Annotated in this window: 10 protein-coding genes and 1 pseudogene; 1 reads left to right on the top strand and 10 read right to left on the bottom strand. The window is 69.4% G+C overall.

Translation table 11 applies throughout. The annotated features are described in order from the left end of the window. Nucleotides 1-17: 17 nt before the first annotated feature. Entirely contained in the window at nt 18-455 is a 438-nt protein-coding gene (locus tag ITJ62_RS18690; protein WP_194605440.1) for a hypothetical protein, read from the bottom strand. 89 nt (nt 456-544) lie between these two features. Then, nucleotides 545-1804, bottom strand: a complete 1260-nt coding sequence (locus ITJ62_RS18685; protein ID WP_194719016.1) for an ATP-dependent RecD-like DNA helicase — start codon at nt 1802-1804, stop codon at nt 545-547. A gap of 66 nt (nt 1805-1870) precedes the next feature. Between ITJ62_RS18685 and ITJ62_RS18680 the strand changes: the two genes are divergently transcribed. Next, nucleotides 1871-2938: a hypothetical protein gene (locus ITJ62_RS18680; protein WP_194605437.1), complete on the top strand. Its 1068-nt coding sequence runs from the start codon at nt 1871-1873 to the stop codon at nt 2936-2938. 68 nt (nt 2939-3006) lie between these two features. On the opposite strand, the gene ITJ62_RS18675 is transcribed toward ITJ62_RS18680, so the two are convergent. The 8 genes and pseudogenes from ITJ62_RS18675 to rpmB form a co-directional block, all read right to left on the bottom strand. Beyond that, the gene (locus ITJ62_RS18675) at nt 3007-5001 is read right to left on the bottom strand and encodes a cytochrome c oxidase assembly protein (RefSeq protein WP_370582014.1); all 1995 of its coding nucleotides are present in this window, start codon (nt 4999-5001) and stop codon (nt 3007-3009) included. 107 nt (nt 5002-5108) lie between these two features. Next, entirely contained in the window at nt 5109-8303 is a 3195-nt protein-coding gene (locus ITJ62_RS18670) for an AAA family ATPase (RefSeq protein WP_194605434.1), read from the bottom strand. Further along, nucleotides 8303-9472, bottom strand: coding sequence for an exonuclease SbcCD subunit D (locus ITJ62_RS18665; RefSeq protein ID WP_194605431.1), 1170 nt, complete (start codon nt 9470-9472; stop codon nt 8303-8305). Before ITJ62_RS18665 ends, ITJ62_RS18670 begins: the two co-directional genes overlap by 1 nt. A 160-nt stretch (nt 9473-9632) precedes the next feature. After that, a complete protein-coding gene (locus tag ITJ62_RS18660; RefSeq protein WP_194605428.1) occupies nt 9633-9914 on the bottom strand; it encodes an HU family DNA-binding protein in 282 nt (93 codons plus the stop codon). A 203-nt stretch (nt 9915-10117) separates the two neighbouring features. Beyond that, nucleotides 10118-11533 (bottom strand): annotated as a pseudogene (locus tag ITJ62_RS18655) (DHA2 family efflux MFS transporter permease subunit); the annotation flags it as partial. Nucleotides 11534-11650: 117 nt separating this feature from the next. Beyond that, complete coding sequence (gene rpsN / locus ITJ62_RS18650; RefSeq protein WP_064294760.1) at nt 11651-11956, bottom strand: 30S ribosomal protein S14; 306 nt, start codon at nt 11954-11956, stop codon at nt 11651-11653. A gap of 2 nt (nt 11957-11958) precedes the next feature. Then, nucleotides 11959-12126, bottom strand: coding sequence for a 50S ribosomal protein L33 (gene rpmG / locus ITJ62_RS18645; protein ID WP_056010525.1), 168 nt, complete (start codon nt 12124-12126; stop codon nt 11959-11961). After that, nucleotides 12126-12362 carry a 50S ribosomal protein L28 gene (gene rpmB, locus ITJ62_RS18640; protein WP_056010522.1) on the bottom strand — a complete coding sequence of 79 codons (237 nt, stop codon included), beginning with the start codon at nt 12360-12362 and terminating at the stop codon, nt 12126-12128. Before rpmB ends, rpmG begins: the two co-directional genes overlap by 1 nt. Between the last annotated feature and the right edge of the window lie 252 nt (nt 12363-12614).

The raw sequence follows: 12614 nt of genomic DNA, 5'->3' as shown, positions 1-12614 counted from the left end.
GAGGCGTCGACGGGCGCTCAGGTCATGAGGTACGCGAGCGGGACGATACCGAGTATCGCGATGAAGATCACTGCCAGCACGGCGTACATCGCGATCTGTGCGCCGCGCCCCTTGATGACCGCCTGGCCCCTCGGTGCGAGCGAACCTGAGACCCACTGCTGCGCCGGGGCGATGTAGTCGAGCGTGGGCGCCTCGCCGGGCTGGAGCAGGTAGTCGGCGCGGCCGAACTCCCGCAGCCAGGCCATCGAGCACGAGACCTGCACGGGCCGGTCGGCCGGAACCGTGAACCGCGACGGGCCCCAGGCTGGACGGTGTTCGAAGCCGTCGATGCGCACGACGGGCGGGATGAACCCCCAGTACCCGGCGAGGGGTGGCTTGCTGGCGTTCAGCTCGAGCGTGCGCCAGGCGGTGATCGGACCGGGCTGCGGCCAGCCCTGCTGCATGGGATGCGTCATAACCGACAATCGTAGGGTCACCGACCCCGTTCGTTCGCCCCTTTTCGGGCGACAGAGCGCCGATTCGCTCAACAACGGACGAACGGGCGCTACTGCCCCGACATGAACCGCTTCACGTCGGTGTCGACGATGATGTCGCTCGGGCGCAGCGGCCGGGAGAGGTAGAGACCGTCGAGCGTCGAGATCCGGCTGAGCGCGACGTAGCTCTGCCCCGGGCTGAACGCGCGACTGCCCAGGTCGACGATCGCGCGGTCGTAGGTCTTGCCCTGCGACTTGTGGATGGTGACCGCCCACGCGAGCCGCAGCGGGAACTGCGTGAACTCGGCCACGATGTCGCGCTTCAGCTGCTTCGTCACCGAGGAGTAGGAGTACTTGTACTTCTCCCACGTCGCCGGCTCGACCTCGAACTGCTCGCCGTCGACCTCGACCCAGACGGTCGAGTCGATCTTCACCACGGTCCCGAGCGTGCCGTTCACCCAGCGACGCTCGCTGTCGTTGCGGAGGAACATGACCTGCGCACCGACCTTGAGGTCGAGCGCCTCGTCGGCGGGGAACGCCCGCCCGCCGAAGTCGCCCGAGACTTCCGCGTTGGCGGTGAGCGGCTTGCCGTCGAGCTTGGCGAGCGCCGCCTTGTTGATGCGGTCGACGGTGTCGTTGCGGCTCGCGAGGGTGATGACGCCGTCCTCGGGAGGGATCCTGGCGCCCATGCCGTTCAGTCGGCCGGCCATCTCGGCGGTGACCTGACCGTGTCGGACGCCGTTGAGGAGGTACTTGAACTCGGCCTCGTGCTGGCGGTGGATCTCGGTGAGCTCGACGAGCTGCAGCGGCGTCTCGGACCACACCTTGGCGTCGAAGAACCAGAACGAGCGGTAGGTGTCGGCGATGTACGCCCGTTCCTCGAGGCTGCCCGGCACCGGAGCGAGCTGGTACGGGTCGCCGAAGAGCACGATCTGTACGCCGCCGAACGGCTCGCGCGGGCGCTGCCGCGCCTGCCGGAGGCTCCGGTCCATCGCGTCCATGAGGTCGGCGCTCACCATGGAGACCTCATCGACGACGAGGGTGTCGATGGAGTTGAGCAGCTTGCGGGTCTGATCGTTCTGATCGATCGTGTGGTCGGCGATGAGCCCGATCGGCAGGCGGAACAGCGAGTGGATCGTCTGCCCGCCGACGTTCAGCGCGGCGACACCCGTCGGGGCGCAGATGGCCAACTGCTTCGAGGTGTTCCAGGCGAGGTGGTTGAGGAGCGTCGACTTCCCGGTGCCCGCCCGACCCGTGACGAACAGATGCTCGCGGGTGCTCTCGATGCGGTCGAAGACGGCTTGCTGCTCGGCGGAGAGGGCTACGCTCATGATGCTTCGGTTCCCTCCCGTTTTCGCCCTCCAATCCTACGCGAGGTGCCCGCCTAGGATGTCAGGATGAGCCATGTCGCGACACGTGGGGAGCTGCGACGCCCGGGAACGGTGCGCGGTGCACTCGTCCGCGCCGTCGTCCTGTGGCTCTGCATCGCGGCACTGCTCGTCGCGGCCATCGTCTCCGCCTGGTCGGCCGTCGCCCGCGACGTCTACGGTGCCGGTTCCTTCGCACGCGGGTACCTGGACGCCCTCGCAGACGACGACGCCGCGACCGCGCTCGCGTTGCCCGGAGTCGCCCTGAGCTCCGCCGAACTCGCCGACGCGGGGTTGCCCGCCGACAGCTCGGACGCCCTGCTCCGGAGCGAGGCGCTCGGCACGATCGAGGACGTGCGCCTCGTCTCCGACGTCACGACCGCCTCGGGCGCCCACGAGGTGACCTTCTCGTACCGACTCGCGGGTCAGCCGCACAGCACGGCGTTCTCGATCACGAGCGGCGAGCGCACCTTCGGGCTGTTCCCGTCGTGGCGCTTCGAGACGAGCCCGTTGAGCGTCGTCCAGCTGACCGTCGCACACACGACCGGGTTCCGCGCGAACGGCTTCGAGCTCGACACCCGCCGCGTCGCCGAGGGGACCGAGGGGGCCTTCACCTCCACCATCCCGCTCCTCACCTTCACGCCGGGCAGCGTCGACTTCGACGTCGACACCACCTACCTGGCGGCATCGGTGGAGACGGCGACGACGACCGAGGTCGCGAGCGTCGTCGACGCCGAGGTGACCGCGAGTGCCACCTCGGACTTCGTCGGGGAGGTCCAGACGCAGATCGACGGCTACCTCGACAACTGCGCCACGCAACAGGTCCTCCAGCCCACCGGGTGCCCGTTCGGCATGGTGATCCGCGATCGCGTGGACGACCTACCGGTGTGGTCCATCGCGGCCTACCCCGTGGTGGCGGTCCAGCCCGGGGACACCGGTTGGCAGATGCCGGCGACGGCCGGAGCCGCGCACCTCGTCGTCGACGTGAAGTCACTGTTCGACGGCACGGTCTCGACCCTCGACGAGGACGTCCCGTTCACACTCTCGGCGTTCGTGACGATCCGCGACGACGGCTCCCTCTACATCGACCTCCGCTGAAGCCCGCGAACTGTCACTCCAGCACAGTCCGACACCCCTCACACTGTTCCGGAGTGACAGTTCGCGGGCTAGGAACGGGTGTCGTTGGCCGCCATGCGCGCGAGACGCTCGTTGTACTCGTTGAGCTCCGCGTCGTTCGTGCGGTCCGCGTTGCGATCGAGCCGCTTCTGGTCCTTCGCGTCGCTCTTGCTCCACGAGATCGCGACGGCGACGGCCAGCGCGAGCGTCGGGATCTCGCCGACGCTCCAGGCGATCCCACCGCCCGTCTGCTGGTCGAGGAGCGGCGCCTGCCCCCACGTGCGTCCCATCGCCCCGAACCAGTCGGCGAGGAACAGCCCGGTCGAGGAGATGATCGCCAGCCCGAAGAACGCGTGGAACGCCATCGTCGCGAAGAGCAGCAGGAGCCGCATCGGGTACGGCAGGCGGTACGGGACCGGGTCGATGCCGATGAGCGACTGCACGAAGAGGTAGCCGGTGATGAGGAAGTGCACCACCATCCACTCGTGGCCGATGTGGTCCTCCATCGACCAGCGGAACAGCGGCGTGTAGTAGAAGACCCAGAGTGATCCGGCGAAGAGCACCGCGGTGACGAGCGGGTTCGAGATGATCCCCGCGAACTTCGAGTGCACGGCCAGGAGCACCCACTCCCGACCCCCTCGGGAGTCGTCCGAGCGCTTCCGCACCGCCCGCGCGAGCAGCGTGACAGGCGCTCCGGGGACGAGCAGCACGGGGACGAGCATGGTGAGCCCCATGTGCCCGAGCATGTGCACGCTGAAGAGGTACGGCTGGTAGACGTTGATGCCGCCGCACGTGAGGTAGAAGAGCACGAGCAGCCCGAGGACCCAGCTGACGGTGCGCAGGATCGGCCAGGAGTCGCCGCGGCGGTGCAGGCGGACGACGCCCGCGATGTAGAAGAAGATGCCGAACGCACAGGCCAGCAGCCACAGGAGGTCGATGTTCCACTCGGTGAAGTACCGCGCGAAGGTCAGTTCCGGCGGCAGTTCCTCCCCGGTGAGCAGCACCGCGGGCGTCGGCGCGGCCGGCACGGTCTGGTCGACCGGCGGGGCCGTCTTCGCGAGGGCTGCGGCGGCACCGGAGGCGATGCCCATGAACCCGAGCTCGAGGGCGACCAGCCACCAGAAGGTGCCGGCGCGGCCAGCAGGGGTGTCCGCTCGTGCAGCGGCGGACCGCTCGATGCGACCGATCAGCACCCGACGCTGCAGCGCACCGAACAGGCCGAGCGCCAGCAGCGCGAAGACCTTGACGAGGACGAGGATGCCGTACGGGGTGCCCAGGCGGTCGAGCGAGCCGATGCGCAGCTCGGCGCTCACGTACCCGGAGACCGCCACGACGACGAAGGACACGAGTGCCACGGTCGAGTACCGCATGAGCACGGGGGCGAGCCGGCCGTCTTCGAGGGTCTTGCGGATGAAGACGAGCGTGAGCAGACCGCCGAGCCAGATGGCGGCGAACACGAGGTGCAGGCCGAGCGCGGTGACGGCGGCGTTGTGCCCGCTCGCCTCGGCGGAGTGACCCTGCTGGGCCATCGGCAGCAGCGACACGAGGGACAGCCCGAAGACGAACACGAGCACCGTGTGGTTGCGGACGGCGAAGCAGAGCACCGTGACGGCCGCGGCGATGAGGGTCGTCTGCAGCCAGGCCTGACCCGACTCGATCCCGGTGAAGAAGAGGCTGAGCTTCGCACCGAACGCGTCGTCGAAGGTGAGCGGCACCTGCGTGACGTTCAGGAAGGTGAAGAAACCCGTCACGCCGGACGCGACGGTGAAGACCGCGGCGCCGGCTGCGGCGACGTCGAGCGCCGCGCCGTACTCGCGCCGGTCCGGGCTGAGCGCCCAGCAGGCCATGAGCAACGCGCCGATGGTGACAGCGGCGCTCAGGTTGACGAGCAGTTGTGCGATCGGGAGCCCCCACCGCACGACGGCACCGGGATCGCCCAGGAGTTGCGCATCCGCTCCGCCGCCGAAGGCCAGACCCGCGAGGAGGGTCGCCACAGCCACGAGGAGCAGGAGGGCAGGACCCGCGAGGCGGACGACACGATTCACGCTGCAAGCCTACGCGGCGCTGCTGGGAACCCCGACCGCAGCGGGATCAGCCGGCGCTCGGTCCCTGAGCCGAACCACCGGTCCCTGAGCCTGTCGAAGGGTGCCGCTCACGCCCGGACGAGCAGGGTCGAGGAGCCGTCTTCCAGCCGCCGCACCTCGATGCGTTCGCCGATGCGCTGCTTCATCTCCTCGACGTGGCTGACGACGCCGACGACGCGGCCGCCGGCCGAGAGCCGACCGAGCTCGGCCATCACGGTGTCGAGTGTCTCGGGGTCGAGGCTGCCGAACCCTTCGTCGACGAAGAGCGTGCCGAGCTCGACACCGCCGGCCTCGCCCGTCACGACGTCCGCCAGCCCGAGTGCGAGGCAGAGCGAGGCGTAGAACGTCTCGCCACCGGACAGCGACTTCGGATCGCGACGCCGGTCGGTCCGGTGATCGTGGACCGTGAGCGACAACCCGACGCGCTGGCTGCGGGAGGGTCCTTCCTTGACGTCGCTGCGGACGAGCTCGTAGCGCCCGCCTGACATCGACTCCAGGCGCGCGTTCGCCGCCGCCACGACATCCTCGAAGCGGCGCAGCAGGACGTAGGTGCCGAGGGTGACCTTCGTGCTGTTCTGGCTGCCCGTGGCCGACACCACGTCGGCGAGGCGGACGACGGCCGCGGCCTCGCGGACCGCGTCGGCGTTCTCGTCGGCCGCCTCGGCGAGTGCCGTGCAGGCGGCAGCCGCGTTGGTCGCTCGTCGTGCGGAGACGGCGGCCGCTACGGTCGCGGTGCCTGCCACCGCTTCGGCGTCGGCCAGTCGTCGGGCCGTCGCTTCGACGTCGGGGGCGGCAGTACCGGCGACACCGGCGATTGCCGGGCTCGCGAGTGCTTCCGCGTTCGCGGTCGTGTGACGCAGGTGATCGGCCACCCGCGCCTCGGCGCTCGCCCGTTCGACCCCGTTCATGGCTGCGGCCTCCGCGGCCGCGCGGTCGGCGAACCCGGCCCGCTCGAGTGCCGCCTCCAGCTCGACCGCGCGCTCGGCGTCACGCAGGCGCCGGTCTGCGACGGTCGCTCGTGCCGCCGCGAGCAGCGACAGCGAGGAGAGCTCGGCCTCGAGCATCGCGTCGAGCTCGGCGAGTGAAGCCGCTCGACCGGCGAGGACACCGGCCACCTCGGCGCGGGCCTGCTCGTGGGCGCGCTGCGCGGCGGCGAGCCGCTCGGTCAGTGTCGCCCGAGTGGCGGTGCGTTCCGACACCGCGACCACGCCGGCCAGGTGCTCGTCCGCGAGGCGCCCGGCCTCCGCGACCTCGGCGTCCGCCTGCTCGGCGGCCACTACGGCCTCCGCGTACTGCCGATCGGCCTCTGCAGCAGCCGCATCGACGGCCGCCCGCGCAGCGACGGGGTCGAAGCCGGTCGTCGCCGCCGTCGAAGCGTCGGACGAGCCGGTTGCAGCCACGTCGCTCGGGTCGTCGGCCAGCGCGACGAACTGCTCGACGAGGCGGCGACGCTCCGCTCGAGCGATGTCCCGGGCGTTCTGCGCCGACTGCATCGTCGCCTCGGCATCGGCCCGCGCGACGGATGCCGCGTCGACCGCGTCCGCGTCGGGGTGGTCTCCGTCGAGCACCGCGGGCGCTGGATGGCTGAGCGAGCCGCAGACGCTGCACGGCTCGCCGTCCCGCAAGCCGGTGGCGAGTTCACCCGCCATGCCCTCGATCCTCCGGAGGCGCAGCGACGTCTCGACGTCGATCGCCGCCTTCGCGGCCGTGGCGGCCTCGGTGACCTCGTCGGTGAGCCCCGTGAGGCGTTCGTCGGCCGCGTCCACCCGATCCAGCACCGTACGGCGTTCAGCCGCGCGCTCGACGGAACGGGCGGCCCTGGCCGACTCGGTGGCCGCACGCGAGGCGCGCTCCGGTGCCGAGCTGAGCGCTGTCCGGCGGGCGTCCCGTCGCGTCTGTTCCGCTGCGAGCTCGGCGAGCCGTTCGTCGACGGTCGCGAGCTCCTCGGCGAGTGCTGCGAGCGCGCGGTCGCGGTCGGCGTCGGCGGCTTCGAGGACGAGCACGGCCGCCATCGACGCTCGCTCGACGGTGAGGGATTCGCGGCGCGCGGTGACGGACGCGTCGTCGAGTGCGACGATCGCCTCGTCGGCCTGCTCCTCCATCGCGGCGAGCGACGCGATGGCTTCCTCGAGCGCCACCGATGCCGTGGCCGCTCCGGCGAGCGCGGACGCGACGGTGTCCGCCCGAGCCGCTGCCGCGATCCGTTGGGAGAGCCGCGCGACCGGTTCGTCGTCGACCGAGAGCAGCTCGCGCTCGGTCAGCAGCTCCGCGCGACGTTCGATGGACGCGAGCAGCGTCTGGGCCGCGGCGTGTTCGGCGCGAGCGCGGTCCAGGGCGACCCGAGCAGCGCCAGCGGTCGAGGCATCGGCGGCGGCGTGGCGCTCGAGGACGGCGACGATGCGCATGGCGTCACCGACGAGGTCTTCGGAATCGGGTTCGAGCAGGACGGCGAGGGCCACGACGTCCTGGTCTGGGTCGGGCTCCGCAGTCGCGGTATCGTCTGGCTCGGCATCGACTGTCGAGAGGGCGTCCATCCCGGCCGGGGTGTCCGCTCCCCTGCCCGCGACGAGTTCCCGTGCGTCGTCGAGTTCGGCCGCTCCCGCGAACCGGGCGATCGCGCGGCCCAGCGCTTCTCGTGCGCCTTCGATGTCGCGTTGGGCCTGCCGTCGCTGCTCGACGAGGTGCTTGGCGACTCGCTCGTAGTGCTCCGTCCCGAACAGGGACCGGAGCAGTTCGCTGCGCTCCTCACCGCCGGCGGCGAGGAACTTCGCGAACTCGCCCTGCGGGAGGACGATCGTCTGGACGAACTGCTCCCGGGTGAGACCGACGATCCGGCTGATCTCGGGACCGATCTCCTGCGCGCGGGTCGACAGGGTCTCTCCGGCCAGTGCGTCGGGATCGGTCAGGCGGACGAGGGTGGCGCTCGCCTGCTGCGGAGTGAAGCCGGCACCGCGCTGCTTCGGCCGCTGGTAGGCCGGCGTCCGCCGCACCCGGTACACACCGGATCCGGTCTCGAACACGAGTTCCACGAACGGTTCCGTCCCGGGCTGCGCGTGGTGCGAATGGAGGCGGTCCTTGCTGGCCCCGGTACCGGCGAGTTCGCCGTACAGCCCGAACACGATGGCGTCGATGATCGTCGACTTGCCGGCGCCGGTCGGTCCCTCCAGGAGGAACAGACCAGCCCGCCCGAGTTCGACGAAGTCGATGGTGTGCTCACCGGCATACGGCCCGATGGCCTGCAGCGTGAGTCGGTGCAGTCGCATCAGGCGCTCACCTCCGTGGCGAGTGCGGCCTCGTTCGCCGCCGCGATGAGCTCTCGCTCTCGGGTCGTCGCCGGTGCACCCGTCGCGTACTCGATGAACTCGGCGGTGACCTCGACCGGGTCGGAGACCGCCGTGACGGCTGCGGCGCGCGCCTCCTCGGAGCGGTTCGCCGGCGCGTGCGACCAGACGAGCAGGTGCGGGAAGCGCCGGGTCAGCGTCGCGTACAACTCCGGTGGCCGCACGTCGTCGGTGACCGTGGCCCGCACCCAGGCGTCGACGGCGTCGTCTCCCGCGGGGCCCTGCAGCTCTGCGAGGGTTCCGGTGACGTCGACGAGCCGACGCGGCACCGGCGCCGGCAACAGTTCCAGGTGCACGGAACCGTCGGCGGCGAGGTCGACCAGCACGCTCGACTTCACCTGGTTGCGTTCGGAGAAGGAGTAGGCGAGCGGCGACCCGGAGTACCGCATGCGGTCGACGCCCGTGGCGGCCCCGACGCGCTGCGCACCGTGGAGGTGGCCGAGCGCGACGTAGTCGAAGTCGTCGAACAGCTGGGCGGGCACCGCATCGACCCCGCCGATCCGGATGTCGCGTTCGCTGTCGCTCGCGAGACCACCGATGACGAAGGCATGCGCAGCCACGACCGATCGGACCGCTCCGTGCTCGCGACGCTGCGCGAGATCGGCTCGGACGCTCGCGAGGGCTGCACCCATGACCGCGGCGTGCGACCGCGCGAGCGGCTGGTCGTCCGGGGAGAGCACCCCTCGTGCGGTGTCGGGGTCGAGGTAGGGCAGCGGGTAGAAGGCGACGGGCCCGTGTTCGTCGTCCACCAGGACCGGTTCGCCGATCCGCGCGAGGTCGGCTCTGATGTCGATCCCGTCGCGCAGCATGGCGGCGCCGAACCCGAGCCGGATGGCCGAATCGTGGTTGCCCGGGGCGAGGATGACCCGGGTGCGGCCCGCCAGCCGCCCGAGCGACTCCGACAGCAGCGTCACCGCCTCGACCGGCGGGATGGCGCGGTCGTAGATGTCGCCGGCGACGAGGAGGACGTCGACCTCGTGGTCCACGACCGCCTGCTCGAGGTGCGCCAGGAAGTCGCGTTGGAACGGGAGCAGGTCGACCCCGTGCAACGAACGGCCGAGGTGCCAGTCCGAGGTGTGGAGGATCCGCATGACAGCAATGCTAGGCGGAGCCGCCGACACCTCGCCCCGTGCCTGGTCCACCCCTGGACGAACGACAGCAGGGCGTCGCTCTCGCGACGCCCTGCTGTGTGGTCTGGACCGATGGAGTGTCTCCGGGCCCGAGTCCGTGCGGGCTGACGCCCGCGACGACTTACTTGACGGAAGCCTTGAGCTTCGAGCCGGCGGTCACCTTGACGCGCTTGCCGGCCGGGATCTGGATCTCGGCGCCGGTCTGCGGGTTGCGGCCCGTGCGAGCGGCGGTGTCGGTCTGCTCGAAGGCGATCCAACCCGGGATCGAGACCTTGCTGCCCGTGGCGACGGTCTCAGCGACGGTGGTGAACAGCGCGTCGACAACGCTGCCGACGGTCGCCTGGCTCTGGCCGGTCGATGCGGCGATGGCGGCGACGAGTTCGGTCTTGTTCAAATTTGCCATTGTGAGGGTCCTCCTCGGACGTTGCTGCAACGTACAGCTGATGTGTTGGTAGCGAAGGTGTCGCTGATACGGCACCAACTGGTCGGTGTGACCGCCTCGAATGTAGCAGCAATCCGCGAGATTTCGCGGATTTCTCCGCTCTACGCGGACAATCGGGCCTGCGTGTCGGTCGTTTCCCAGCTGGGAGCCGTCGGTGCGAGCGCTCAGCGGACCCCGATGACGCTGTGCCCGGCAGCTCGCGACAGCAACCACGCCTCGATCGTCGGGAAGAGGGTCAGGACGGCGATCGCGAGGAACGCGAACTGATACGGCAGCAGCTGGCCGCCACCGACCCCGTCCTCGAGGGAGAAACCGGTCGTCAGCAGGATCGCCCCGACAGCGACACCGAAGCCGCTCGCGACCTGTTGCAGGGTCGAGTTGAGCGTGTTCGCCCGAGACATCGCAGCGGGTTCGACGTCGGCGAACGTGATGGTGTTGTACGCCGTGAAGCCGATCGACCGGGCGACCCCGCTGAGGAAGAGCAGCAGTGCCATCAGCACGATCGACGTGTCGGCGGTGAGGAACGCCATCCCGGCCATGCACAGGACGCCGATCAGGTTCGACGACACGAGCACCACACGGAATCCGAACCGCCGCAGCATCCAGGTCGTCGCCGGTTTGATCGCGAGGTTGCCGGCGAAGAGGAAGAGCACCATCGAACCCGCCTGCACCGGTGTCCAGCCGAACGCGTCCTGGAACAGCAGCGGCAGGAGGAAGGGGACGGCGCTGATCGTGAGTCGGTAGACGCTGCCGCCGGCGTTGGCCAGACGGAAGGTCTCGATCCGCAGCGAGCGGAGGTCGACGAACGGGTGCGGCGCACGGAACAGGTGTCGGATCGCGAGGGCGAGCAGGACGACACCTGCCACGAGCGACCCGATGAACCAACGGGCGTCGAACCCGGCTCCGGACACCAGCGACGCCGCCACGAGGAGCGACGCGAGTCCGACGCAGGCGAGGGACAGCCCGAGCCAGTCGAGCGGAGGCACCTCGTCGGCGGCGAAGTCGGGGACGATGCGGAGCGCCACGACGAAGGCGACGACACCGATCGGCACGTTGATGAGGAAGATCCAGTGCCAGGAGGCGTACTGGGTGATGACCCCACCGAGGAACGGCGCGATGATCGGGGCGGCGAGGGCGGGCCACGTCAGGAGGGCGATGGCCTGGATCAACCGCTCCTTGGGCGTCACCCGGAGCACGGCCAGCCGGCCGACCGGCACCATCAATGCGCCGCCGACGCCCTGGAGCACCCGGAAGCCGACGAGCATCGGCAGGCTCGAGCTCAACGCGCACAGCACGGAGGCGATCGTGAACACCGCGATCGCCAGCGCGAAGATGCGCTTGGCACCGAACCGGTCCGTCAGCCAACCGCTGACGGGGATGAGGACGGCGACCGTGAGCAGGAACGCGGTGACGGCGAGCCCGACGGCGGTCGACGAGGTGCCGAGGTCCCGGGCGATACTGGGTGCGGCTGTGGTGAGGATCGTCCCGTCGAGGTTCTCCATGAAGAAGCAGCCGGCCACCAGGAGGGCGATGGCTCGTTGCGTGCGGACGTCCAGCAGCGCCTCCTCGGTGGATGTGGGAACCGTTCGATCCTTGCAGTTGTCGCCGACAACGCGAAAGGGCCGCCCGCGATGCGGACGGCCCTTTCGGTGTTGCGATGCTGTGTCAGCGGAATGTGAGCTCCGACTGAGCGGGTGTTACCAGCTCGACTTGCGGACGCCGGGCAGTTCGCCCTTGTGCGCCATGTCGCGGAAGCGAACGCGGCTGATGCCGAACTTCGAGAGGTTGCCTCGCGGGCGACCGTCGATCGCGTCGCGGTTGCGGAGGCGAACCGGCGAAGCGTTGCGAGGAAGCTTCTGGAGGCCGAGGCGGGCTGCTTCACGCGACTCGTCGGTCCCGGCGGGGTCGACGAGAGCCTTCTTCAGCTCGGCGCGCTTCGTGGCGTAGCGGTCGACGATAACCTTGCGCTGCTCGTTACGGGCGATCTTGCTCTTCTTAGCCATGTTTAGCGCTCCTCTCGGAATTCAACGTGCTTGCGCACTACGGGGTCGTACTTCTTGAGCACGAGACGGTCTGGGTTGTTGCGACGGTTCTTCTTGGTCACGTACGTGTAACCGGTACCAGCCGTCGAACGGAGCTTGATGATTGGACGGACGTCCTGCTGCTTAGCCATTAGATCTTCACCCCACGAGCGAGAATGTCCTTGACGACGGATTCGATGCCACGGGCGTCGATCACCTTGATGCCCTTGGCGGACACCTTGAGGGTGACGTTACGACGCAGCGAGGGCACGTAGTAGGTCTTCTTCTGCACGTTCGGGTCGAAGCGGCGCTTCGTGCGACGGTGCGAGTGCGAGATGTTGTGACCGAAGCCGGGAACGGCTCCTGTCACCTGGCACACTGCTGCCATAGTAGTTTCTCCTTCATTACCGCAGGGCGACTGCCCTGCCCAAGATCTCTTGTCGGCGTGCGCGATCCCGGTCTGCGTGAGCGGTGGGGGATCGTGGACACGATGTGGACATGGAGCGTCCACACCAACGGTCAAGCGTACGCTGTGACCAGGCGTTTTGCAAATTCGTGTTTCTACGACTTCACGCACAAAGCGTGTTAACGCAAAATGGCCACCCAAGAACCTTGGGTGGCCATTTCAACGAAGAAGTCC

The sequence above is a fragment of the Plantibacter sp. VKM Ac-2876 genome, from assembly GCF_015350715.1.
GTDB classification, from domain to species: Bacteria; Actinomycetota; Actinomycetes; order Actinomycetales; family Microbacteriaceae; genus Plantibacter; species Plantibacter auratus.
This window is presented reverse-complemented; position numbering and strand designations above follow the sequence as displayed.

What these genes read in the sequence shown, in the direction of transcription:
- ITJ62_RS18690 (WP_194605440.1), bottom strand. Translation starts at nt 455, where the DNA reads ATGACGCATCCCATGCAGCAGGGCTGGCCGCAGCCCGGTCCGATCACC.
- ITJ62_RS18685 (WP_194719016.1), bottom strand. Translation starts at nt 1,804, where the DNA reads ATGAGCGTAGCCCTCTCCGCCGAGCAGCAAGCCGTCTTCGACCGCATC.
- ITJ62_RS18680 (WP_194605437.1), top strand. Translation starts at nt 1,871, where the DNA reads ATGAGCCATGTCGCGACACGTGGGGAGCTGCGACGCCCGGGAACGGTG.
- ITJ62_RS18670 (WP_194605434.1), bottom strand. Translation starts at nt 8,303, where the DNA reads ATGCGACTGCACCGACTCACGCTGCAGGCCATCGGGCCGTATGCCGGT.
- ITJ62_RS18665 (WP_194605431.1), bottom strand. Translation starts at nt 9,472, where the DNA reads ATGCGGATCCTCCACACCTCGGACTGGCACCTCGGCCGTTCGTTGCAC.
- ITJ62_RS18660 (WP_194605428.1), bottom strand. Translation starts at nt 9,914, where the DNA reads ATGGCAAATTTGAACAAGACCGAACTCGTCGCCGCCATCGCCGCATCG.
- rpsN (WP_064294760.1), bottom strand. Translation starts at nt 11,956, where the DNA reads ATGGCTAAGAAGAGCAAGATCGCCCGTAACGAGCAGCGCAAGGTTATC.
- rpmG (WP_056010525.1), bottom strand. Translation starts at nt 12,126, where the DNA reads ATGGCTAAGCAGCAGGACGTCCGTCCAATCATCAAGCTCCGTTCGACG.
- rpmB (WP_056010522.1), bottom strand. Translation starts at nt 12,362, where the DNA reads ATGGCAGCAGTGTGCCAGGTGACAGGAGCCGTTCCCGGCTTCGGTCAC.